General features: G+C 62.7%; 24 protein-coding genes. 11 read left to right on the top strand and 13 right to left on the bottom strand.

Annotation, left to right across the window (positions count from 1 at the left end; all coding sequences use genetic code 11):
• The first annotated feature begins 40 nt into the window (after positions 1-40).
• The 5 genes from D1227_RS04245 to D1227_RS04225 all read left to right on the top strand — a co-directional run bounded on the left by D1227_RS04245 (position 41) and on the right by D1227_RS04225 (position 5,483).
• Positions 41-1,204, top strand: a complete 1,164-nt coding sequence (locus D1227_RS04245; protein WP_119403895.1) for an acyl-CoA dehydrogenase family protein — start codon at positions 41-43, stop codon at positions 1,202-1,204.
• Positions 1,205-1,249: 45 nt separating this feature from the next.
• Positions 1,250-2,455, top strand: a complete 1,206-nt coding sequence (locus D1227_RS04240) for an acetyl-CoA C-acetyltransferase (RefSeq protein ID WP_119403894.1) — start codon at positions 1,250-1,252, stop codon at positions 2,453-2,455.
• The gene (locus D1227_RS04235) at positions 2,455-2,664 is read left to right on the top strand and encodes a hypothetical protein (RefSeq protein WP_119403893.1); all 210 of its coding nucleotides are present in this window, start codon (positions 2,455-2,457) and stop codon (positions 2,662-2,664) included. The genes D1227_RS04240 and D1227_RS04235 overlap by 1 nt, the downstream gene beginning before the upstream one ends.
• A gap of 21 nt (positions 2,665-2,685) precedes the next feature.
• Entirely contained in the window at positions 2,686-4,917 is a 2,232-nt protein-coding gene (locus D1227_RS04230; RefSeq protein ID WP_119403892.1) for a 3-hydroxyacyl-CoA dehydrogenase NAD-binding domain-containing protein, read from the top strand.
• A gap of 197 nt (positions 4,918-5,114) precedes the next feature.
• A complete protein-coding gene (locus D1227_RS04225; protein ID WP_119375977.1) occupies positions 5,115-5,483 on the top strand; it encodes a hypothetical protein in 369 nt (122 codons plus the stop codon).
• Positions 5,484-5,549: 66 nt separating this feature from the next.
• On the opposite strand, the gene D1227_RS20320 is transcribed toward D1227_RS04225, so the two are convergent.
• Positions 5,550-6,197 carry an OmpA family protein gene (locus D1227_RS20320; RefSeq protein ID WP_199288303.1) on the bottom strand — a complete coding sequence of 216 codons (648 nt, stop codon included), beginning with the start codon at positions 6,195-6,197 and terminating at the stop codon, positions 5,550-5,552.
• Positions 6,198-6,314: 117 nt separating this feature from the next.
• On the opposite strand from D1227_RS20320, the gene D1227_RS04215 reads away from it, so the two are divergent.
• On the top strand, positions 6,315-6,986 hold the full coding sequence (locus D1227_RS04215) for an SOS response-associated peptidase (protein ID WP_119403891.1): 672 nt from the start codon (positions 6,315-6,317) through the stop codon (positions 6,984-6,986).
• A gap of 102 nt (positions 6,987-7,088) precedes the next feature.
• On the opposite strand, the gene D1227_RS04210 is transcribed toward D1227_RS04215, so the two are convergent.
• The 5 genes from D1227_RS04210 to D1227_RS04190 are packed head-to-tail and all read right to left on the bottom strand — an operon-like array spanning position 7,089 to position 11,588.
• Positions 7,089-8,138: an alpha/beta hydrolase gene (locus tag D1227_RS04210; protein ID WP_119403890.1), complete on the bottom strand. Its 1,050-nt coding sequence runs from the start codon at positions 8,136-8,138 to the stop codon at positions 7,089-7,091.
• 12 nt (positions 8,139-8,150) lie between these two features.
• Entirely contained in the window at positions 8,151-8,783 is a 633-nt protein-coding gene (locus tag D1227_RS04205) for a TetR/AcrR family transcriptional regulator (RefSeq protein WP_119375973.1), read from the bottom strand.
• A 31-nt stretch (positions 8,784-8,814) separates the two neighbouring features.
• Positions 8,815-9,513 (bottom strand): DUF6498-containing protein, encoded by a 699-nt coding sequence (locus D1227_RS04200; protein WP_119403889.1) that lies wholly within the window; start codon positions 9,511-9,513, stop codon positions 8,815-8,817.
• Between the two features lie 31 nt (positions 9,514-9,544).
• The gene (locus D1227_RS04195) at positions 9,545-10,225 is read right to left on the bottom strand and encodes a M23 family metallopeptidase (RefSeq protein ID WP_119403888.1); all 681 of its coding nucleotides are present in this window, start codon (positions 10,223-10,225) and stop codon (positions 9,545-9,547) included.
• Positions 10,226-10,256: 31 nt separating this feature from the next.
• Entirely contained in the window at positions 10,257-11,588 is a 1,332-nt protein-coding gene (locus D1227_RS04190) for a flavin-containing monooxygenase (protein WP_119403887.1), read from the bottom strand.
• Positions 11,589-11,685: 97 nt separating this feature from the next.
• Here D1227_RS04190 and D1227_RS04185 point away from each other — a divergent pair, with 97 nt between their 5' ends.
• A complete protein-coding gene (locus D1227_RS04185; RefSeq protein ID WP_233349599.1) occupies positions 11,686-12,192 on the top strand; it encodes a PaaI family thioesterase in 507 nt (168 codons plus the stop codon).
• Entirely contained in the window at positions 12,189-12,608 is a 420-nt protein-coding gene (locus D1227_RS04180; RefSeq protein ID WP_119403886.1) for a PaaI family thioesterase, read from the top strand. The genes D1227_RS04185 and D1227_RS04180 overlap by 4 nt, the downstream gene beginning before the upstream one ends.
• Here D1227_RS04180 and D1227_RS04175 read toward each other — a convergent pair.
• The 4 genes from D1227_RS04175 to D1227_RS04160 form a co-directional block, all read right to left on the bottom strand.
• Positions 12,573-13,877: an MFS transporter gene (locus D1227_RS04175; protein ID WP_119403885.1), complete on the bottom strand. Its 1,305-nt coding sequence runs from the start codon at positions 13,875-13,877 to the stop codon at positions 12,573-12,575. The two genes, D1227_RS04180 and D1227_RS04175, sit on opposite strands and share 36 nt — an antisense overlap.
• Complete coding sequence (locus D1227_RS04170; protein WP_119403884.1) at positions 13,874-15,427, bottom strand: bifunctional GNAT family N-acetyltransferase/carbon-nitrogen hydrolase family protein; 1,554 nt, start codon at positions 15,425-15,427, stop codon at positions 13,874-13,876. The genes D1227_RS04175 and D1227_RS04170 overlap by 4 nt, the downstream gene beginning before the upstream one ends.
• 70 nt (positions 15,428-15,497) lie before the next feature.
• Positions 15,498-17,339, bottom strand: coding sequence for a DNA helicase RecQ (gene recQ, locus D1227_RS04165; protein ID WP_119403883.1), 1,842 nt, complete (start codon positions 17,337-17,339; stop codon positions 15,498-15,500).
• Positions 17,340-17,380: 41 nt separating this feature from the next.
• Positions 17,381-18,286 (bottom strand): histone deacetylase family protein, encoded by a 906-nt coding sequence (locus tag D1227_RS04160; RefSeq protein ID WP_119403882.1) that lies wholly within the window; start codon positions 18,284-18,286, stop codon positions 17,381-17,383.
• Positions 18,287-18,351: 65 nt separating this feature from the next.
• Here D1227_RS04160 and D1227_RS04155 point away from each other — a divergent pair, with 65 nt between their 5' ends.
• On the top strand, positions 18,352-19,680 hold the full coding sequence (locus D1227_RS04155) for an MATE family efflux transporter (RefSeq protein WP_119403881.1): 1,329 nt from the start codon (positions 18,352-18,354) through the stop codon (positions 19,678-19,680).
• Here D1227_RS04155 and D1227_RS04150 read toward each other — a convergent pair.
• On the bottom strand, positions 19,640-20,755 hold the full coding sequence (locus D1227_RS04150; RefSeq protein WP_119403880.1) for a quinone-dependent dihydroorotate dehydrogenase: 1,116 nt from the start codon (positions 20,753-20,755) through the stop codon (positions 19,640-19,642). The genes D1227_RS04155 and D1227_RS04150 overlap by 41 nt on opposite strands.
• On the bottom strand, positions 20,755-21,105 hold the full coding sequence (locus tag D1227_RS04145) for a DUF952 domain-containing protein (protein ID WP_119403879.1): 351 nt from the start codon (positions 21,103-21,105) through the stop codon (positions 20,755-20,757). Before D1227_RS04145 ends, D1227_RS04150 begins: the two co-directional genes overlap by 1 nt.
• Positions 21,106-21,204: 99 nt before the next feature.
• On the opposite strand from D1227_RS04145, the gene D1227_RS04140 reads away from it, so the two are divergent.
• Positions 21,205-21,822 (top strand): S24 family peptidase, encoded by a 618-nt coding sequence (locus D1227_RS04140; RefSeq protein WP_119375961.1) that lies wholly within the window; start codon positions 21,205-21,207, stop codon positions 21,820-21,822.
• A 65-nt stretch (positions 21,823-21,887) separates the two neighbouring features.
• On the top strand, positions 21,888-22,811 hold the full coding sequence (locus D1227_RS04135) for a LysR family transcriptional regulator (protein WP_233349603.1): 924 nt from the start codon (positions 21,888-21,890) through the stop codon (positions 22,809-22,811).
• A 212-nt stretch (positions 22,812-23,023) separates the two neighbouring features.
• Here the strand turns inward: D1227_RS04135 and D1227_RS04130 are convergent, their stop codons facing one another.
• A complete protein-coding gene (locus D1227_RS04130) occupies positions 23,024-23,488 on the bottom strand; it encodes a Dps family protein (protein ID WP_119403878.1) in 465 nt (154 codons plus the stop codon).
• Positions 23,489-23,550: the final 62 nt, after the last annotated feature.

Here is a 23,550-nt window from a genome sequence, read left to right as displayed (position 1 = left end):
ACGACAACTTGTCGCCGATCGCGATCAGGGAGATGACCAGATGCAAAATGTGCTCGATGTACCACCAGCAAAATGGCGCCAGGACGAGGAAATCTCGATCTTTTCCGACGCTGTCGGTCAGTTTTTCGAGCGCGAATGCAAGCCGCATGTCGAGGACTGGCGCAAGCAGGGCTACGTCCCGCGCGAGATGTGGAAGAAGGCGGGTGAAGCCGGCCTCCTCTGCGCATCAGTGTCCGACGAGTATGGCGGCGCTGGCGGCGATTTCCGCCATGAGGCCGTCATCATCGAACAGCAGCAATGGCAGGGCATCGACGGCTTCGGCATCACGCTGCACAACGCCATCATCGCGCCTTACATCGAAACGTTCGGCTCTGAAGAGCAGAAGAAAAAGTGGCTGCCGAAGCTGGCCTCCGGTGAGCTGATCGCCGCGATCGCGATGACCGAGCCCGGCACCGGGTCCGACCTGCAGGCGGTCAAGACGACCGCGAAGAAGGATGGCAACCATTACGTCATCAACGGCCAGAAGACCTTCATTTCCAACGGCCAGACAGCAAACCTGATCGTCACCGTTGCCAAGACCGATCCGACCAAGGGCGCCAAGGGCATCTCGCTCATTGTGGTCGAGACCGACGAGGTCGAAGGCTTCGAACGCGGCCGCAATCTCGAAAAGATCGGCCAGAAGGCCGCCGACACGTCAGAGCTTTTCTTCAATGACGTTCGCGTGCCGACATCGAACCTTCTCGGCGTCGAGGAAGGCCAGGGCTTCGTTCAGCTGATGCAGAAACTGCCGCAGGAGCGCCACGTGATCGGCCTCCAGGGCGTCGGCATGATTGAGCGCGCCATCAAGGAAACGGTCGAATACGTCAAGCAGCGCAAGGCTTTTGGCGGCACGATCTGGGACTTCCAGAACACCCAGTTCAAGCTCGCCGAATGCAAGACCGAAGCAACCATCGCGAAGGTCTTCGCCGACCACTGCACAGAGCTGCTCATCCAGGGCAAGCTGGACGCAGCGACCGCGTCCATGTCGAAATACTGGATCAGCGACCTGCAGTGCAAGATCATCGACGAGTGCCTGCAGCTGCATGGCGGCTATGGCTATATGGACGAATACCCGATCGGCCAGATGTATGCCGACGCCCGCGTCCAGCGCATCTATGGCGGCGCGAATGAAGTCATGAAAATGCTGATCGCAAGGACGATGTAGCGTCACTCGCCAGACACGAAATTCCCCCCGAAAGGAGCCCCTGAAATGACTGAAGCCTATATTTACGACGCCGTGCGCACCCCGCGTGGCAAGGGCAAGAGCTCCGGCTCTCTGCACGAAATCACCTCGCTTTCGCTGGCGACCCAGGCGCTGCAAGCCATCCGCGACCGCAACGAACTCGACACCTCGAATGTCGACGATGTGGTCCTCGGCTGCGTGTCGCCGGTTGGCGAGCAGGGCGGCGATATCGCCCGGATCGCGGTGCTGAACGCCGAGTATGCCGAAACCACCGCGGGCGTGCAGATCGACCGCTTCTGTGCCTCAGGCCTTGAGGCCTGCAACATGGCGGCGGCCAAGGTCATGACTGGCGAGGCTGACATGGCGATTGGCGGCGGTGTCGAGAGCATGTCGCGCGTGCCGATGGGCGCAGCCGGCGGCGCCTGGTCCTCCGACCCGTCGATCGCGCTCAAATCCTATTTCGCCCCGCAAGGTGTTGGCGCGGACACGATCGCGACCAAGTGGGGTTTCTCGCGCGACGATGTCGACGGCTATGCAATCGAGAGCCAGAAGCGCGCCGCGAAAGCCTGGAAGGAAAACCGTTTCAGCAAATCCATCGTCCCGGTGAAGGACCAGATGGGCGCCGTCATCCTTGATCATGACGAGCATATGCGTCCGGATGCGGACATGCAGTCGCTGGCCGGCCTGAACCCGTCTTTCGCGGGCATGGGCGGCATGGGTTTCGATGAAGTCATCAAGCAGCGCTATCCTGAGCTGGAAAAGATCGACCACGTGCACCATGCCGGCAACTCGTCGGGTATCGTGGACGGCGCCTCGGCGGTTCTCTTCGGCTCGAAGGAAATGGGCGAGAAGCTCGGCCTCAAGCCGCGGGCGCGCATCAAGGCGATGGCCTCGATCGGCTCCGAGCCGGCCATCATGCTGACCGGCCCGACGGCTGTGTCCCTGAAAGCGCTGAAGAAGGCCGGCATGGATGTCGGCGATATCGACCTCTATGAGCTGAACGAGGCGTTCGCCTCCGTGCCGATGCTCATGATGCACCTGCTCGGCATTCCGCACGAGAAGATGAACGTCAATGGCGGCGCCATCGCCTTCGGTCACCCGCTGGGTGCGACCGGCGGCATGCTGCTCGGCACCATGGTCGACGAACTGGAGCGCGCCGACAAGGAAACCGCGCTCGTCACGCTGTGCGTCGGCGCTGGCATGGGCACCGCCACGATCATTGAGCGGGTCTGATGGCTGACGAGGCCTTCGAGAGGGGCCTGCCGATCGGCATCGCCGTCGGCATTGCTCTCGGCGCAGCGTTCGGCGCTGCGCTCGGGAACATGGCCTTTATCGGCCTCGGCCTCCCGATCGGCCTCGCGCTTTCGCCGGTCTTCGGCGAGGCGCGGATGAAGACTGAATCTGAAGACAAGACGGATGAGGGCGGCCCTGATGCGGGCTGACTTCCAACAGGACGAAAGACAATGAAACTCGAAACATTCAAATTCGACATTGATGGCGACGGCATCGCGCATGCCGTGTTCGATGTGCCAGGCCGCAGCATGAACACGCTGACCGGCCAGGCCGTCGCAGATATCATCGCGATCTCGAAAGAGGTCGCCAGCAATGACGCGATCAAGGGCCTTGTGATCTCTTCGGGCAAGCCGTCCGGCTTCTGCGCTGGCGCAGACCTTGGCGAGATGGGCAACCGGGCCGGCGCTTCCGATGGCGGCTCCATGTCCGAGGACGAGAAACTGAAAGCCCGCTTCGAGCAGGGCTTCTCCCTGAACAAGACGCTTCGCGAACTGGAGACCTGCGGCAAACCTGTCGCCTGCGCCCTGAATGGCCTCGCCCTCGGCGGCGGTCTCGAAGTCGCGCTTGCCTGCCACTACCGTGTGGCCGCGAACGACAATCCGAAACAACAATTCGGCCTGCCGGAAGCGAAGATCGGGCTCCTGCCAGGGGCTGGCGGCACGCAGCGCCTGCCGCGCCTTGTCGGCGTTCAGGCGGCCCTGCCCCTGATCCTTCAGGGCGAGAGCTTCGATGCCGAAAAGGGCAAGGCGATGGGAGTGATCAACGAACTCGCTCCCGGCGCCGACGTCGTCGAGCGCGCCAAGGCCTGGGTCAAGGCAAACCCGAACGCGAAGGCGCCATGGGATGAGAAGGGCTACAAGGTCCCGGGCGGCGTTCCGCACCGCTCTCCGGGTGCCGGCCAGGTCATGACCATGGCCAACGCCATGCTGCACGCCAAGACCTATGGCAACTTCCCGGCCCAGAAGAACATCCTCTCCTGTGTCTATGAAGGCATCCAGGTGCCGATCGATGCGGGCCTCAGGATCGAGACGCGCTACTTCATCAACACCCAGTCTCGCCCGGAAGCCAAGGCGATGATCCGCTCGCTCTTCCTGTCGACGCAGGCCCTGTCCAAGGGCGGCAATCGTCCTGACGGCTATCCGAAGACAGAGTTCAAGAAGATCGCGGTCATCGGTGCCGGCCTGATGGGCGCAGGCATCGCCTATGTCCAGGCCAAGGCCGGCATCCCGACCGTGCTTGTCGACGTCTCCAAGGAGAACGCCGAGAAGGGCAAGGATTACTCCCGCCGTCTCGTCGAGAAGGACATCTCGCGCGGCAAGTCGACCAAGGAAAAGGGTGACAAGCTGCTCGACCTGATCACGACGACGGATAATTACGACGATGTCAAAGGCGCCGACCTGGTCATCGAAGCCGTCTTCGAGAATGAAGAGCTGAAGGCCAAGATCACCAAGCAGGCCGAAGAGGTTCTGGGCGAGGATGCCGTCTTCGGCTCCAACACCTCGACCCTGCCGATCACCGGTCTCGCCAAGGCGTCGAAGCGCCCCGAGAACTTCATCGGCATCCACTTCTTCTCGCCGGTCGAGCGGATGGGCCTCGTCGAGATCATCTCTGGCGAAAAGACTTCTGAAGCGACCCTCGCCAAGGCGATCGACTATGTCCTCGCCATCCGCAAGACGCCGATCGCCGTGAATGACAGCCGCGGCTTCTACACCTCGCGCTGCTTCGGCACCTATACGCGCGAAGGCATGGAAATGCTGGCCGAAGGCATCAAGCCGGCCATCATCGAGAATGTCGGGCGCCAGTCCGGCATGCCGATGGGCCCGCTGGAAGTCTCTGACTCCGTCGGTCTCGACACCGCCCTGAAAGTGACACGCGCCACGGCCGAAGCCATGGGCGTGGACATCCAGAAGGATGATCGCACCCAATTCCTCGGCTGGCTGGTCGAGGACCAGGGCCGGGTTGGCCGCAAGGCGGGCAAGGGCTTCTACGACTATAACGAGAAGGGCAAGCCGGAGCGGCTCTGGCCCGATCTCAACTCCCGTCTCGAAGTGACGGTGGACGAATGCCCGCCGGAGCTGAAGCAGCACCTGAAGAACCGCTTCCTGATCCGTCAGGCGATCGAGGTGGCCCGCTGCTTCGAGGAAGGCGTCATCACCGATGCGCGCGATGCCGACATCGGCTCCATCCTCGCCTGGGGCTTTGCGCCCTATACGGGCGGCTGCTGCTCCTATGTCGACCTGATCTGGGGCATCAAGCCCTTCGTCGAGGAAGCGACCCGGATGGAAGAGAAGTATGGTGAGCGCTTCAAGGTGCCCCAGCTCCTGAAGGATATGGCGGCCAAGGGCGAAGGCTTCTATGACCGCTTCCCGCCGGGCGGCGTGAAGGCCAAGGTCGCCGCCTGATATCTGCAAAAATCTCATGGAAAGCCGGGGCTGTCGCCCCGGCTTTTTTGTTTGAGCGGCTTGTCTGAACGTCTGGCGCAGCGTCGGGACCGGCGCAGCGTCACAACGCCCCCTGTCCGCGCGAATACGTAATAGCCACAATTGGCACGAACCATTAGAGTGGGGACAGTCTCACCATCAGATGAGAGGTTCTCTTTATGGCATTCAAGAAGATCGTCCTGCGCCTGGCTCGCAATCCCGGGTTTCCCGATGGCGACGCCGAACGTGGTTATGTCCTCAACGCCCCGCTAAAAACCGACGGCACACTGGATCTCGAGGCCTGGAGACAGGATCGCGAGAAAGCCACGGTGGTCCGGTTTGACCCTGACCCGGATGAGCGCGCAGACGGTTGGCTGACCCATCGCGGCAGCCATTGGTTCTTCCACTATGATGAGGACCGCGAAGGCCCGGATGAGCCCACCTACCGGCTTGGTGATCACAAGTTCGCCGTCGGCGAATATCTCACGGTCACTGGCCATGAGGGCGACCCGCTGACCTATCAGGTCACGAGCGTCACCGAAGGCTGAGCCCAATGGAAAAGGCCGCGAAGCGCCATGCTCCGCGGCCTCTTTTCTGAGCAGTACCTGACGGCCCTAGCTCACCTGGTCCTGCGTGACCGGGTTGAGCAGGATTTCGACGCGGCGGTTGGCCGCGCGTCCGGCTTGCGTTTCATTGCTGGCGATCGGCTGGGTTTCGCCCATGCCATAGGCATTGATACGAACCGGCTGCACGCCTTGCGCCTGCAGGTAGTTGGCCACCGAATAGGCGCGGCGTTCCGACAGCTGCTGGTTGTAGTCATCCGGACCGTCAGCGGAGGCATGCCCCACAACGTCGATGGCGGTCGACGGATAGTTGACCAGCGTGCCTGCAACTTCGTTGAGCGGCTGGTAGAATTCCGGCTTCAGCTGCGCACTGTCGACCGAAAACGTGACGCTGGACGGCATGGTCAGGGCGATCTGGTCGCCGCGGCGTTCGACCTGGATGTCGGTATTCTGGGTCCGCTGGCGCAGCTCGCGCTCCTGCTTGTCCATATAGGTGCCGACAGCCGCGCCAGCGATGGCGCCAACGGCTGCACCGATAGCGGCATTGCGGCGGTCATCGCCGCCAGCCAGCGTGCCAAGACCCGCACCGGCGATAGCGCCGGCGCCTGCGCCAACAGCCTGGCGCTGGGAAATTCCGCCGGTTTCACAGGCCGTGAGCATCATGGCTGCGGCGACGGTACCAATCATAAATGTCTTCATCTCGGGATATCTCCTTTATCCTCACAGCATTCTGGAGAGGTTGCCCCTTTGAACGCTTGGGCGTTCTTACCGTTCCGCAACGTTTTCGTGAATGAACATCTCGTTTAAAAAGAATTCATGTGCGGGCGATTCTTCAGGCATGGCGTGACCTGGGCCGACTTCCAGGCCTGGCTGAATCTCATTCCGCCGGACGAAACCGACCCGCCCGAAGCCACCTATAATGCCGCGCCAGGCTCCTACCAGCCGATCATCCGGCTCACCCGTGAAGGCCCCGCCGAACTGGCCCCTGCCCTGTGGGGCCTGGTGCCCTCCTGGTGGAAGAAACCGCTGAAGGAGAAATCCTTCACCACCTTCAATGCGAAATGCGAGACGGTTGCGGAGAAACCGGTCTTCCGCGGCGCGTTCCGCCACCATCGCTGCCTCGTGCCGGCCAGCGGCTATTATGAGTGGACCGGACGGCCCGGCGCAAAGACACCGTTTGCCATCGGCTTGCGCAACCGGCGTCATTTCTGCTTCGCCGGGCTATATGACGTCGCGCATATCGACGGGTCTGAACTGCACAGCTTCACCATCCTGACGACTCAAGCCAACGACGCAACAGCCGGGATTCACAGCCGGATGCCGGTCATCCTGCACCCGTCGGACTTTGACCGCTGGCTCGACACCGACAGTCGCAAGGTGGAGGACCTTTTTGAGCCGTTCCCGTCTGAAGACATGCATGTCTGGCCAGTCGGGCCTGAGGTCGGCAATGTCCGGAACAATTATCCGGGCCTGATAGAGGAAACCTGATCGTCGCCCCGCGCGTTATGACTTCAGGAAATCCGGAAACCACCCCATGCGAACTTTATATATCTGTTTTGTCGCCCTGCTGGCCTTGGCCGCTTATGCGGCCTAGTCGTCCTTGAGGTCGAAACCGGCATAGGCCTCAGCCACCATGCCAGCGATCTCCTCACAAGCCTTGCGCGCTGCCTTCACGACGCCGGTAAAGGCGGTGAAGCCGTGCGCGAGGCTGTCATAGCATTTGAAGGTCACATCAACGCCTGACCGGCGCAGGAGCTCTGCATAGGCTGCGCCATCATCGACGAGCGGGTCGAAGCCGGCTGTCACCACGATCGCAGTCGGCAAGTCCTCCAGCCGCGTCTCCCGGGCAGGCGAAAGCCGGACATCGGCCCGGTTCTGGCCCTCTGGCAGGTACTGATCCATGAACCAGCGCATCGTGTCGGCAGACAGCGGATAAGCCTCCCCGAACGCCGTGTAGGATGGAAACTCGTTCTCGAGTTCGGTCGCCGGATAGATGAGCAGCTGAAGCAGCGGAAGCGGCTTGCGCTCACGCATCATTTCCTGCGCGACAATCGCCGTGAAATTGCCGCCCATACTGTCACCGCCAATCGTTGCGATGCCGGACGGCGCGCCCAGCTTCTCGCCATTGCGCAGCGCCCACTCATACGCGTCGATGGCATCGTTGAGACCGGCTGGAAACTTGTGCTCGGGCGCCAGCCGGTAATCGACCGACAGGATCGGGCAACGAACGCGCTTTGCGAGGATGGAGCAGAAGACGTGGCAGGTATCCAGATCACCGATCACCCCGCCGCCGAAATGGTAATACACCATGACCGGCGCGGCCGGGTCCTGATTGTCCGGCCGGTAGATACGGACAGGAATCTTGTGCCGGTTCCGGGACGGGATCTCGTCATCGTGGAAAGACACGCCCGGCTCGGGCGCTTCGGTGAACATGGCAAGGCCCGCCGCCGAGGCCGCGCGCGCATCCTGAGGCGACAGGGACGACATGGGCGGTTGGCTGGCAGCGCCATGTGCAATGAACTGGAATTGCGGATCAAGAACGCGTCCGTTGATCTCGACCGGCTTGCCCCCACTCAGCTTGACCAGCAGATTTCCAGGCAGCTTGAGCAGCAGTTTCGCAATGGTGACCTGAAGGCTCATCGCGCCATCTCCCTATCGTGTCGATTGTGTTGCCAATGCCTTCAGCCCGTCCAGCAAGAGCGTCGTCGCAAACTTGGCCGCGCCATCGACATCGACGGGCCTGCGCTGCAGCATATGGTCCCCGAGTTCACGCGCAATCCCTATCGCGGCGGCAGTGAGGAATTCGGAGTCCTCCAGTGAAATGTCGGCGTTGCGGGCAACCTCTTCGAGGTCCTGGCGGATTTCGTCGAAGATGGCGTGCATCTCGGGTGTGTCGACGCGCACGCCGATCAGCGCCATGTGCGGCTCGCCCCTGCGAAAGGCTTCTTCATTCTCAGACTTCAGGAAGCTGAAATACGCCTTGTAGGCCGCGCGGATATAGTCCTCAAAGGAGCGCGCTTCCTCACGTACCGTCTGCAGCATCGGCCGGAACCGCCGGGCGCTTTCGCCTGCGATCGCCTCGAAGACTTCCTCCTTGGACCGGAAGTAGTTGTAGAACGTGCCTGCGGCGAGATCGGTCTCGCGGATGATGTCGCGGACCGTGGTCGCGTCGAAGCCAATGCGGGCGAACACCTGGCGGGCCGCTGCCAGTATGGCCTGGCGGTTAGCCGCCTTGGTGAGGGCGCGTTTGCCCCCCGACCCGCTCGCCTTGGCTATCGTTGTCATGCCGTCTCCTTGCGCCTTGAATCACCAGCAATCAAATTGGTGACGGCTCGTCAACTTTTTCAACCGATTCGAGCTGCGGTTGAATATGCCGGCGATGCGCCTGATACATCCCCCACAGAGCCTTGAGCGCGATCAGGCCGAGCACGCCGAGCATCGGCTGGCCAAGCGCAATCATCACGCCGAAGCCCACAAATAGCGCGATATGCAACACCACGACGCGGCCGTAGGGTCTGGTCATTTCCACCATGACATCGCTCTCGCGCCACTCGCCCCGGGCAATGAAGTCGCGGAAGAACAGGAACAATTGAAGGGCGACAATAACGGCCGCAAAGAGGGCCATATGGGCACCGGTGCCGAGCGCGAACTGGATGAGGCTGACAGGATCCATGAAAGGAGCGTCATCTGAACCCTGGCTGATGGCGGAAAAGGCCGCGAGGAATATACCGTGCACGAAGCAGAACATGCCGTAGTGGACGGTGAAGAAGGGCCCGATGAACAGCATGCCGGCCACGCCGAACGGCCCGGCGCGGAGGCTTGTCGCCAACATGCGCAGCAGCGTTATGGCGCCGATGATCACATTCTCCAGCCAGTAGAGAAAAACCAGCGCCGTGGCGTCCCAGCCGAATTGCAGCACCGCGTAGACCGGAAAGAGATCAACCGCGAGGATCGCCCAGGACACGGGGTCGCGGTAGGTTTCAGCAAGCGCCTGAGGCCGCAGCCAGTTCAGCATCGTCCCACCCTCCGCCCGTCGGGCGCCAGTCTCAGTAGCCGGAAGCTTGCCCGGTATAGGCCGGAAAGGAAAGCGGGTTACGTGCGGTCAGGCCGAAGGATTTCTTCGGTGTATTGTAATTGCCCGTCAGCACTTCGAAGTGCAGGTGAATGCCCGTCGCATTGCCCGTTTGCCCCATGACGCCGAGCGGCTGGCCGAAACCGATACTGGCCCCTTCCCAGACGCCGGGCGCGAAACGGTCGAGGTGTCCGTAGCGGGTGAACACGCCCTGGCCGTGGTCAATGACGACATGATTGCCGAAACCGGTGGACGTCGTTGCCTCACGGATGATGCCGGGTGCAGCCGCATACACCATCTCCGGCGGACTGGCCTTCAGATCGAGGCCCTTGTGGGTGCGGCCGAACCGCCGCCCGAAACCCGAGGTCAGGCAGGCATTGTTGACCGGAACAGGCGTCATGACGACCTTGCCGTCGACAAGCACGACCGGATTGAAGTTCAGAACCCGGTTGCGGCCGTCAGACTCCAGCGCATTCGTGATCGTCGCGTTCGGACAGAGATAGAGGTTGGCATCGGGCTGGAACTGGCCGGCTGGCGCAGGAATGGCGGCGGTGGTGGAAATCGCCGGCGGCGGGCTGACCACCCGCCTTGGCTGGGACGCGCAACCTGTCATCCAGAGCAGGACAAGAATACAGACCATTGCTGCATGCTTCATGGCGGCGCCTTCCCATTGCCGGTTCCCGCGGTCAGGCTGGCATCTTCGCCCGCTTCTTCCCGCGCTCGATCTCTTTCATCAGATCTTTTACATAGGCGTTAAAATCGACCTGCATCGTATGCCGCGGTGCATCGTAGAAATGACCGAGGTGGAATTCCTCATCCTCCTTGATGATGCGTTCCATCTCCTCACGCGGCGGGAATTCATACTCGCCGGCAATCTTCGCGGCGCACAGCTTGGACTGCTGCTCGGCGAAATTGACCAGTGTCGGCAGCGGCTGGGCGAGCGCGAGGAAGAACAGGTTCTCGTAACCCGGCCGGACCATGCGCTTGAACAGCGGAAGCTTGTTGTTCTTCGGCAGGATTTCCGGGTCTTCCAGGAATGGAAAGCTGACATTGTAGCCGGTCGCCCAGACAATCGCGTCAACCTGCTCACGCGTGCCATCCTTGAAGACCACACCGTCGCCGTCGAGCCGTTCCATCGCGCCCTTGGGCGTGATGTCGCCGCAGCCGACGCGGGTGAGAAATTCGCCGGAGACCGATGGGTGCGCATCAAGCGGTTCGTGGTCGGGCTTGGGCAGGCCATAATCCTCCATGTTGCCGACACGCTTCTTGATGGAAGCCCGGGCAAGCTTGCGCCCGAGCTTGGCCGGCATCCAGCCCGGAAGGACGGCCTTGTCCGCCGGTTGGCCGTTCATGTATTTCGGCAGCACCCAGACCCCTCGCCGCATCGAGATGAAAAGCTTTTCGGCAATCGGGCGCTGGGAGAGCTCCGATGAGATGTCCATGGCCGAGTTCCCCGCGCCGACGATGAGAACGCGCTTGCCACGGAAATCATAGGGCTCGAAGGGGTCACGATAGTGGTGGGAGTGGACCTGGTAGCCATTGAATTCGCCGGGATACTCCGGCGTTCTCGCATCCCAGTGGTGGCCATTGGCGACAAAGAGCCACTGATAGGTGCGTGTTTCGCCGGTCGACAGGGTCACATCCCAGTCGCCATCCTCGCGGCGCACAGCCTTCTCGACCGCGGTGTTGAAGGTGATGGTCTCGCGCAGGCCGAAATGGTCGACATAGTCCTGGAAGTACTGGAAGAGCTGGGCATGATGCGGGAAATCCGGCCAGTCATCCGGCACCGGGTAATCCTCGAATGCGAGCCGCCACTTCGACGTGTCGATGTGCAGGCTCTGATAGCAGGACGAAAGCCCGTTCGGATTGCGGTAATACCAGTTACCGCCAATATCGTCCGACATCTCGAAGCAATCATACGGAATACCGTAATCCTTCAGCCGCTTGGCCATGGTAAAGCCCGAGCAGCCCGCTCCGATGATGCAGGCTTTCCCGTTCGATTGTCCGTCAAATGGCATTGTGACCTCCCGTGGCGCGATGGATTGCGCTCTTGGGAAAGGATGGTATCGACGCTTACGCGAACGTCAATTTCACGCAACGGAAGCAGGAGTCAGGATGTCAGACGACCAGGACATGATGCTCGAACTGATCAAGGAACACGCTTCGAAAGTCATGTCTGCCGTTCCGTGGGCACAGGCGCTGGGGCTGCAGCTGACGGGCATTGAAAAAGGCCGTGCCTTCGCGCGTGTTCCCTGGCGCGAAGATCTTGTTGGCAACCCCGAAACCGGCGTCATTCACGGCGGCGTTCTGACCGCCCTGCTCGATAATCTCTGCGGCGTATGTATCAACACGGTGCTGACGGAGCCGAAGTCGATGGCAACACTCGACCTTCGTATCGACTACATGCGCCCCGCGGAAAAGGGACGCGATATCCTCGCAGAGGCCGAGTGCTATCATGTCACCCGCAATGTCGCTTTCACCCATGCCTGGGCGTATCACGAGACACGCGAAGAGGTGATCGCCACTGCGGCCGGCACCTTTGCCCTCAACGACATCTCGCGCTGGGCAAGCGGGAACGAGGCGGTCGAGATGGTCTCCAAGATTCTGGGAAACAAGTCATGACCGCACGACTGAAGGAAGTTCAGGCCTTGCTGGAGCGCACACCCTTCGCGCGCTACCTCGGTATGCGCTGCGAGATGCAGGACGATGAGATGATTGCGATCCTGCCCTTCCAGGACAAGTTCATCGGCAACCGAGCCATAAACGCACTGCATGGCGGCTGTACCGGCGCCTTTCTTGAGCTGACAGCGATGGCCGGCGTGTTCCTGCAGTCGGACATGCCGCGCCCGCCGAAGCCGATCAACATCACCATAGATTATCTGCGCTCGGCCAAGGGGGGTGAAGACCTCTATGCAACGGCCATCGTGCACAAGCTTGGCCGGCGCATGGCGAGCGTCCGCGCCGAAGCCTGGCAGGGCGAACGCGAAAAGCCCGTGACGGCGCTACAGGCGCATTTCCTGGTCCCGCAGGACAGTTGACGGCGTCCGGCCGCCATCAAGGCGGACTGACAGCACATAGGCGCCGACAGCAAACAGGCTGAGCAGGGCACAGGCCCCGAAGGCCGCCTCATAGCCGCCAAGCCCGCGCGCCAGTTCGAGGCGCGACGCGCCAAAGCTCGTGCCGAGGTTCAGGAGCGCCATGAAGATCGAGAACTGCGTCGCCGCCACTGTTCCGCGCGATTGCCCCATGGCGATGGCATAGGTGCAGACCGACATCAGGACGAAGAGGATGCTGTAGGCGAGCAGGTAGGCGAAATAGAACCCTCCGCTTTGCCACATGAACACGGCAGCCCCGTTCAGGAACGCCATGCCGAGCAGCGCGCCGCCAAGGGCTTTCATCGGCCCGATCCGGTCAGCCAGCCAGCCCGAAACAAAGATACCGAACAGGCCGCCGACCAGGTCGGCCGTCGCATCGCGATTGGTGAACACGGACCGGTCCCATCCGATCTCCTGCACGGCCAGCGTCGGCGAAAAGGCCGTTTTCAGACCGTAGGCAGCGAAGGCAACCAGTATCCCTGCTCCAAGCGCGAGGCTGGCCGGTTTCGCCATGGCGCCCGCGACGTCGCGAAGAAGCGGCCACCAGCGCGTCAGCTGCCGCTCGCGGGTAATGGCCGCGGCCCGGCCCGGCGTCCAGGGCAGCAGCTTCTCGCCAGACCGCTCGCGCAGGAAAAGCGGCAGCAGCATCACAAGGCCCACAAAAGCCGCCGTCGCAATCGCTGCCAGCGCGTGACCTTCATCGCTGATCAGAACGCCGGTCAGGAAAGCGAAGCCAGCCGTGCCGAGCGTCTTGCCGCCCCACATCAGGCCGTTTGCGCTGGCGCGTTCTGTCTCGTCCAGCAAGTCGATCGCCATGCCGTCAATCGCGACATCCTGGAAGGCGCCGGCAAAATTCACCGCAAAGCCGATCGCCGCGAACCAGGTCAGCGCAGGCGTCGGTTCCGCCAGGCAGGCAAACCAGACCAGACTCCCGACAAGCATCAGCTGCGCCAGGATCAGCCAGGGCCGCTTGCGCCCCATGGGCAGCCAGGTGAACCGGTCCATGAGCACACCATTGAAAAGCTTGAAGCTCCAGGGCAGCAGGATGATCGCGATGTAACCGCCGATCGCCTCAGCGCTGATGCCCTGCGAGGCAAACCAGGCCGGAATGGCGATGTAGAGCAGCCCCTCCGGTGCGCCTTGCGCCGCATAGAGCAGCATCAGGCTTCCCAGCCGGAGCGGCCGGTTCTCGCTGAGCGCGGGGAGCTTCATCCACCGTCGCGCCAGGCGACGCGGTACATGTCGAACCGGCGGTCACGAAGATTGCGGACGGTGCCCTCGGCGCGGGCCCAGGACAGGTCGGTGAGATCGAGATCGGCCACCGCAACTGCCTCGACATTTTCGGCCACTTCAGCCGCAATCCCTTCGCGCGCAAAAGGATAGTCGCACGGCGTCATGATGGCCGACTGCGCGTAGTTGATGTCCATATTGGAGACATTCGGCAGGTTACCAGTGCAGCCGGACGTGACGACGTAGAGCTGGTTCTCGATGGCGCGGGCCTGGCAGCAATAGCGGACGCGCAGATAGCCCTGACGTGAGTCCGTGCAGAAGGGCGTGAACAGGATCCGCGCACCCTCATCGGTGAGGCGGCGGGCCAGTTCCGGGAACTCGGAATCGTAGCAGATCAGCACGCCAATCGGGCCGCAGTCTGTCGGGATGACATCGACCGAGTCGCCGCCCTTGATGTTCCACCAGTGACGTTCGTCCGGGGTCGGATGGATCTTCTCCTGGGCATGGACCGACCCATTGCGCAGGAAGACATAGGCGACGTTCTGGATGTCGCCATCATCAGTGCGCGTGGGGTGAGAGCCGCCGATGATGTTGATGTTGTAGGAGATGGCGAGTTCGCGCATTTCCTCGATGAAGCGCGGCGTGAACTGGGTCAGGGCCTCGATGGCTTCGGCTGGTGCCAGTTTGCGCTTCTCGAAAGCGAGCAGCTGCAAGGTGAACATCTCCGGAAAGACCACAAAGTCAGCGCGCCGGTCCGAGCAGACATCGACGAAATATTCGACGTTGCTCATGAATTCCTCAAAGCTCTTCACAGCCCGCATCAGGACCTGAACCGTCGCGACACGGACAGATTCCTTGTAGGAGTAAGAGGCTTTCTGGGTCTGGGATTCCTGCTGGGCGTAAGGGTTGTGCCAGACCATGTGCGTGGCATGCCCGCCGGAATCCTTGTCCTCGTCGAGATAGTTGCGGAGCACACCGATCGGTTCGAAGCCAGCGCGCATGTGGAAGCGGATGACCGGGTCGGTGATCTTCTGCTCACGGACGGCCGTCACATAGTCTTCCGGCTCTGGATAGGCTTTGCGGCGGCGGCGCCAGCCCGGCATCCTCCCGCCAAAGACGATCCCCTTCAGTTCCCAGTTCTCACAGAGTTGCTGGCGCGCATTGTAAAGGCGCTGCCCGATCCGTGTGCGGCGGATTTCCGGATCGACGCAGACTTCCATGCCGTACAGCCAGTCACCCTCCGGATCGTGGCGGGCGGCATAGCCATTGCCGGTAATCTCGATCCAGTTGTGCGGCGACATGGCAAGCTCTTCGCTGACCAGGAAGCTGGCGGCATAGCCGACGACTTCGCCATCATACTCGACCAGGAACTGGCCCTCCGGAAAGGCGGAAATCTGGCCGCGCAGCATGCCCGGCGTGTAGCCGTCAGCCGGGCGGCCATAGACCTTGAGCACCAGCGCTGCGATTCTTGGCACGTCATCCAGTGTCGCATTGCGGACAATGACGGATGCCTTCGTTCTCTGGCTGGGCATCAAGCCTCCTCTTGCTCGTTCGGACCCCTCTTAAGAAAGGGTAACGAGACCTGTTGGCAAGGGTTCCGCTTCACGCGGCCTCAGCGACAAGGCGCGCAATTTCAGCGGCGTAGCGCCCGGCTTTCTTCTCGCCGACCCCGGAAATCGCGCGCAGGCTGTCCTGGCTGGACGGGCGTTCCTGCGCAATTGCCGCCAGCGTCTTGTCATGGAAAATGACATAAGGCGGCACGCCCTTGGCCTTGGCCGTCTCGAGCCGCCAGGTGCGCAGCATGTCGAACAGCGACTGGTCGCGCTCGGACAGTTCGCCGGAATAGTCCGCGGCGGCCGAGCGCTGACGCGTACGCTTCTTGCGGACATTCGGATCGCTGCGCAGCCAGACTTCGCTCTCGCCCCGGAACAGCGCCTTGGCGGCGTCCGCATCGGGCACGATGATGACCGGGCGCATGGCATCGCCGCCCTCGGCCAGCAGCCCCGAGAAGAGCAGCTCGTCAAACACAGCATTCCAGCCCTGCTTCGATAGGTCTGTGCCGATGCCATAGGTCGACAGGGCCTGCATGTCCTCGTCAAAGCCATCCTTGGCCTGGCCGAGCAGGTGGATGATAAGCCGACCGCGCCCGATCCGCTGGCCGCAGCGGATGACGGCAGACACCGCCATCTGCGCGAACTTCGTGGCGTCATAGCCCTCGCCCGGTTCGCGCTGGCAATTGTCGCAGTCGCCGCAGGGCTCGACATCGGTCTCGCCGAAATATTTGCGGACCGCTGCCCGGCGGCACTCCGTTCCATTAAAGAATGCAAAAAGCTGGCGGGTCTTGTTGAGCTGGACGCGTTTGACCTCGTCGGCCGCGTCGCCCTCCATCGTCCAGCTGATCGAGCGGCGCATGTCGGCCGGGCCGAACAGGGCGTAGCCTTCAGCCGGTTTTCCGTCCCGGCCCGCGCGGCCGACTTCCTGCCAGTAGGCTTCCAGCGTCTTGGGCGGATCGGCATGGATCACGAAACGCACATCCGGCTTGTCCACGCCCATGCCGAAGGCGACGGTCGCGCACATGGTCAGCCCCTCTTCCAGCAGGAAGCGGCGCTGGCGCTCGGCCCGCACCTCAGGATCAAGCCCGGCATGATAGGCAAGCGCCGGGATGCCGGCCTTCTCCAGCGCTTCGGCGAGCTTCTCGGTGCCATCGCGCGTCGCCGCATAGACAATCCCGCTCTCGCCCTTGTGCGCCTTGACCAGCGCGATGACCCGATCAGACCTCCCGCCGCCCTTCGGCTCGGCGCCGAGCGCCAGGTTTGGACGGTCGAAACTTGCCACATGCGTGTGTGGTTCGCGCAGGTCGAGCTGGGCGAGAATATCGTCGCGGGTGCGCGAGTCGGCCGTTGCCGTCACCGCCATGCGCGGCACCCCCGGAAACATCTCCTTCAGCCGGCCAAGCGCGCGGTAATCAGGCCGGAAATCATGGCCCCACTGGCTGACACAGTGGGCTTCATCGATCGCGATCAGCGATACCGGTAGCTGCGACAGGCGCCCGGCAAGACCCGTCGCCAGCGCTTCCGGCGACAGATAGAGCAGGTCCATCTCGCCGCGCGCCGCCGCGTTCAGCGCCTCTGTCTTGTCCTCGAAGGCCATGGAGGAATCGAGCCGTTCGGCCCGTACGCCTAAAGCCTTCAGCGCATCGACCTGGTCGGCCATCAGCGCGATCAGCGGCGAGACGACAAGGCCGACCCCGTCACGAAGGATGGCCGGGATCTGGTAGCAAAGCGACTTGCCGCCACCGGTCGGCAGGACTGCCAGCACGTCCCGGCCCGCCATGGCATCGGCAATGACATCGGCTTGAAGGCCGCGGAAGGCCTCATAGCCATAAACACGCTTCAAGAGGTCGAGCGGCGTTTCCTGAGGTTCGGCGATAATGGCAGCGGGCATACCGTCTTTTGGCGGGAGTCGCGCCAGCGGCGCAAGCCGGTTCAGGCGGAAACCGCTGCGACCTTGTGGAGGGCGTCCACCATGAAAACATGGCGCTGTGCAACAGCCATTGCGTCGCTGGAATAACCGCCGCCCAACACCCCGACAATCGGCACCCCGCGGCGCGCGCAGGCCTCAGCCACAATCCGGTCGCGGGTCTTCAGCCCATCATCGCTGAGACAGAGCCGGCCGAGCCGGTCGTCGGCATGCGGGTCGACACCGGCATTGTAGAAGACGATATCGGGCGCAGTGCGTTCAAATACGGCACTGACAAAGCCCGTCAACGCTTCCAGATAGTCCTCGTCCTCGGTCTCCTTATCCAGCCCGACATCGAGATCGGATGGCGGCTTCTCCAGCGGCCAGTTGTCCTCGCAGTGGATCGACGCGGTGAACACGCGCCGGTCGCCCGCGAAGATGCGAGCGGTGCCGTCGCCATGATGGACGTCGCAGTCGATGACAGCGACCTGGCGCACATGACCCTCCTCCAGCATGACGCGCGCGGCGACCGCGACATCGTTGAAGACGCAGAAGCCCGCCCCGCCCTCATAGCTGGCATGATGGCTGCCGCCTGCGAGCGTGACAGCGGCCCCATGGTCGAGCGCGAGGCGGGCGGCGAGACAGGTCCCGCCGACCGAAGCACAGGTCCGCGCCGCGATGGCTGGCGTCATCTCGAAGCCGATGCGCCGCGCGGTCTTTGCATCGACCGAAGAGGTGAGCACCGCTGTGACATAGTCGGGGTCATGGGCAAGGTTGAGCCAGCGCTGCGGCGCGTGCTGCGGCACCGTCATCGCCTCGCCGCGGGCCCGCAGCAGCTCCGCCACAAGCGAGTATTTGCGCATCGGGAAACGGTGCCTGTCCGGCACGCTGTCGGCGTCATAGTCGGGATGATGAACGATCGGCAGGCGCATCCCTTTCGAAGTGCCCTCACCGCGCCGATTGTCAAGCGCCGCCCCGGCCCATATGCCAGCGCGTGATGATGTCCCAGCCGCTCTCCCGCTCAAAGGTCATGGCGCTCGCCGTCCCCGTGATGCTGTCGCAGGCGGCCATCGCCTCGACCGGCGTGGTGGACACCGCCGTCATGGGCCTGAATGGCGACAAGTTCGACCTTGGCGCGGTCGGCGTCGGCGCGGTGGTGATGAACTTCCTCTACTGGGCGTTCGGCTTCCTGCGCATGTCGACGACCGGGCTGACGGCTCAGGCGGCAGGCGCCGATGACCAGGTCGAATCCAACTCGGTCCTGCAGCGCGCCCTGCTTCTCGGCGGGGCACTCGGGCTGGCCATCCTGCTCCTCTCGCCGCTCCTGAAGATGGTTGTCTTTCAGCCCTTCTCGGCGGGCGAGCAGGTGAAGACCCTCGCAAAGGACTATTTCGATGCGCGCATCTGGGGCGCGCCTGCCATCCTGATGAGCTATGCCATCAATGGCTGGCTCCTCGGGACCGGACGGACGGGCCAACTGCTTGCCCTGCAGATCGTGATGAACGGCACCAATGCCGCGCTCGACATCTGGTTCGTGGCAGGGCTTGGCTGGGGGCCGGCCGGGATTGGCGCAGGCACCGCGATCGCCGAATGGGTCGCGCTCGGCTTCGGCCTTGTGCTGGTTCGCGGCGGCCTGCAGCGCTCACGCGACCTGTTCGACCGCGCCCGACTCGCAGAGCTGGTGAGCGCCAATCGCGACATCCTGATCCGCACGCTCGCCCTGCTCTTTTCCTTTGCCTGGTTCGTGAATGCCGGCGCGAGCCTTGGTGCAGCGACGCTCGCCGGCAACCAGGTCCTGCTGCAATTCATCAGCGTATCGGCCTTCATCCTCGACGGGTTCGCCTTTGTTGCCGAGAAAGAGATCGGCGAGGCCTATGGCGGCAGGAACCGGGCCCGGTTGCTTCGCGCGATGCGGGTCACGACCGAGCTTGCCCTCATATTCGGCGCTGCGATCTCGCTGGCCTATTATTTCGCGGGCGGCTGGCTCATCGAGCATTTCGTCGCTGACTTGGAGGCCCGCAGCGTGGCGCTGGCTTACCTGCCCTTCTGCGCGGCTGTTCCCTTCATCGGCATCGCCTGCTGGCAGCTCGACGGCTTCTTCCTCGGCGCAACGCAGGGCCGCGCGCTGCGCAATGCGGGCGTGGTGTCCTGCCTGCTCTATGTCGCCACGGACCTCGCCCTGCGGCCATGGCTTGGGAATACGGGTGTCTGGTCGGCCTTCCTGACCATGTATCTCTGGCGCGCCGGGGCACTGGCCTGGTACCTGCCCGGCCTGATCGCCCGCACTAGCGCAGATCCGCACCCACAGCCTGTTCGACAGACGTGAAGCCATCGGCGTGAAGCCGGGCGGCGAGGTCCTTGTTGATCTCCGCCACCAGGTCCGGCCCGTGATAAACCAGCGCCGAGTAGAGCTGGACGGCGTGCGCGCCGGCGCGGATTTTCGCATAGGCGTCTGCACCGCTGGATATGCCACCCGCGCCGATCAGGTCGAACTCACCGATGATTTCAGAGGCGAATTCCTGAAGGATGCGCGTTGACTTTACAAAGAGCGGCGCCCCGGAAAGACCGCCCGCTTCGCTCTTGTGCTCGCTTTTCAGCGTGTCCGGCCGCTCCAGCGTCGTATTCGAGACGATGAGGCCGGAGAGCCAGTGGCCTGGGCCGCGCAGCACCTCAATGATGTCGCCGATGGCCGTTGCATCGAGATCCGGCGCGACCTTCAGGAAGACAGGCTTCCAGTCTTCTTCTTCCTCGAAGCGGCCTTCATCCTTGAGCTCCTGGCCATAGTCGGCCTGCGCCTTGTCGCGGGCCGCACCGCAGCGCTCCAGCAGCTCTTGTAGCGCGCCCTTGTCCTGCAGGCCGCGAAGGCCGGGCGTGTTCGGCGAGGAGATGTTGATCGTGATGTAATGCGCGTACGGATAGACCGCCTCGATGCCGGCTTCGTAATCGGCGATACGGTCTTCACTGTCCTTGTTCGCGCCGACATTCGCACCAACAGGCGAGAGCCGCTTCTGTGCATGGCGGATACGGGCCGAGAAGGCGCGCAATCCCTCATTGTTGAAGCCCATGCGGTTGATGACAGCCGCATCCTCGGTCAGTCGGAACAGGCGCGGCTTCGGATTGCCGGGCTGTGGGCGCGGCGTGACGGTGCCGCACTCGACGAAACCGAAGCCGAAGCGCAGCATCTGCTCGAAGACTTCGGCATTCTTGTCGAACCCCGCCGCCAGCCCGACCGGGTTGAAGAGCTGCAGGCCGGCATGCGGCAGCTTGACGGGGGTATTCCATTGAAGCGGGCTGACCTTTGGCAGACCGATCCCCGCCTTCAGCGCCTTGATCGTTGCGGTGTGCGCCGCTTCAGGCGGCAGCGAGCGCGCCAGTATTGTCCCCAGCCCCGCAAGCGACATCAGCGCAGCGCCTCCGGCAGCACTGGATTGCCGTCTGGCCCTGTTTCGAGCGCCCAGTGGCGCCGGGTATCCGTCAGACGCAGCGTGCCATAGAGATGCGGGAAGAGCTGGCCGCCGCGCGATTCCTCCCACTTCACGTCACCGCCAAGATGCTCGGCGGCGAATTCGTAGAGATGGACACCCGACTGGCCGGCATAGTGCAGGGCCAGCGTTTCGCCGACCTGATCCTTCGATGACAGGTGAACATAGCCGTCACGGGCGTCGAGATCGGTATCGGTGTGACCGAGCCTTGCAGCGCGGGCCTGATCCTCAGCGCCAAGGATCTTGTAGACGAAAGTCTCAATCAGCATGGCAGCGCTTGAAACAGGCTTTTTGCGATCCTGCAAGATGACATGTTGCTAGGTATTTATTCCCATGATAGGAATGATCAACTGACCGGAGCAGCGATCATGCGGCACAATGAAGTCTGGCGTGGCATCGACCTGCTGGCCGAGCGCAATGGCCTCAGCGCATCGGGGCTTGCACGGCTGGCCGGACTGGACCCGACGAGCTTCAATCCGTCCAAACGCGCCAGCAAGGACGGACGCCCGCGCTGGCCATCAACCGAAAGCATTGCGCGCGCCCTGGATGCGGTCGGGGCGGGCATGGACGATTTCGCAGCGCTCATCGAAGGCCGGCGCGGCCCGACCGCCCCGCTGATCGGTTTCGCACAGGCCGGCGCCGACGGCTTCTTCGACGATGCGGGCTTTCCCGCCGGCGGCGGCTGGGACGAGGTCCGGTTTCCCGGCCTCGGGGATGAACCTGTCTATGCACTCGAGATTTCAGGCGACAGCATGGAGCCGGCCTACAGAGCCGGCGACCGCATCATTGTCGCCCCCGGCGCGCAGCTGCGGCGCGGCGACCGCGTCGTCGCCAAGACAGCCAGCGGCGAGGTCATGGCGAAGGTTCTTGGCCGGCAGACCGAGCGTCAGGTCGAACTGATTTCACTCAATCCCGATCACCCGGTACGGACCTTCAAACCTGACGAAATCCTTTGGCTGGCCCGCATTCTCTGGGTCAGCCAGTAAGCGGCGCACCTTCGCAGCCGCAGCACATTATCCGCTTGCCCTCGGGATAATCCGTATGCCAAGCCATGTTACAGATGGACTGGGACAAGTTGAAATCCTTTCACGCTGCGGCGGAAGCCGGAAGCCTGACTGCCGCCGGTGAGCGGCTGGGAATTTCCCAGTCGGCTGTCTCGCGGCAGATCTCCGCGCTTGAAGAGCAGCTGGGCGTGTCCCTCTTCCAACGCCATGCACGCGGACTGGTGCTTACCGACGCTGGCCACACGCTGCACCGCTCGACCATGGATATGGCCGCCGCCGCGCAATCGGCCAACGCCGCGCTTCGCGACCAGCAGGATGTGGCGCAGGGCGACCTTGTCGTGACCGCTCCGGTCGCCTTCGGCTCGACCTGGCTGGTGCCGCGTCTCGGCAATTTCATCAACGCCCATCCGGGCATGCGGATCGATCTTCGCCTCGATGACGGCGAATCCTACGACCTGCTGAAGCTGGAAGCCGAATGCGCCATTCGCCTGTGGGCGGCTGACAAGTCGGACCTGATCCAGCGCAAGCTCGGAACCGTGGCAACCAATCTCTATGCCTCGCCCGAATACCTGAAAGCCCACGGCACGCCGCGCACACCTCAGGACCTCGATAATCACCGGATCATCGGCTACGGCACGGAGAATACCCCGCTTGATGCGATGAGCTGGGCGCAGCGTGTCGGGCGGGACGATACCCTGCCGCGCAAGGCGACGCTGATGGTGCGAAATGTCCCGGCCATGCTGCGGGCCGTCGAAGCCGGGATCGGCATTGCCGACTTGCCGGACTATATGGCGAGCGCCGTGCCGCGCCTCGTCCGCGTCCTGCCCGATCATACGGGGCCGACTTTCGACCTGTTCTTTATCTACCCGAGCGACCTCAAGCGCTCGAAGCGGATTGCCACCTTCCGGGACTTCCTGACCGCAGAAGTTGACGCGATCCGAAGAGAAAATCTGCAACTTCGGGCAAGCTAGCCGACGCAGCCATGCACGAACGCATGGCTTGGCTACTGATTCGCATCTTCACATACGCAGATGACCGCCCTACCTCTCGGCTGAGCCTTGGTTCCGGCCTTAGCACATCGTCCTCCGATTGTGCGTTTCCTCCCTCCAAATAGGAACCGAACTGAACAAGCCCGGCGCGATTTATTCGCTGCCGGGCCTTTTTTTGTCATTTTTTCAGGACCTTAAAGGCTGGCGCGCAGCATCCAGGCCGTCTTCTCGGCGATGGCGGCCCGCTGGGTGAGCAGATCGGCCGTCACTGTGTCGTCACCGGCCTCCGCGACTTTGACGCCTTTCTTGGCAACTTGCGCCAGGGTTTCGTTCCCGCGCACGAGGTTATTTATCATGTCTTCTGCATCCGGGACGCCATTGTCCGGCTTGATCGAGGCATGGGACAGCACCTCTTCGCTGGACATTGGCGCAAAGGCGCCAAGGGCGCGAATACGCTCGGCCAGCTCGTCAAGCGCCTGCCAGAGCTCGGTATACTGCTCCATGAACAGCTCGTGCAGCGCCTTGAAGCGCGGCCCGGTCACATTCCAGTGGTAACCATGCGTCTTGAAATACAGCGCATAGGTGTCGCCGAGGACATTGCGCAGGGCTTCAATGGATGCACTGCGATCCTCTTGCTCAATTCCGATATCGACAGACATCGATCATCTCCTGACATTTGACTGTTTGATGTCAGATGAGATGGGGATGACCGGGCGCCTGC

It is taken from the genome of Henriciella mobilis, from assembly GCF_003576315.1.
Classification (GTDB): Bacteria; Pseudomonadota; Alphaproteobacteria; order Caulobacterales; family Hyphomonadaceae; genus Henriciella; species Henriciella mobilis.
This window is presented reverse-complemented; position numbering and strand designations above follow the sequence as displayed.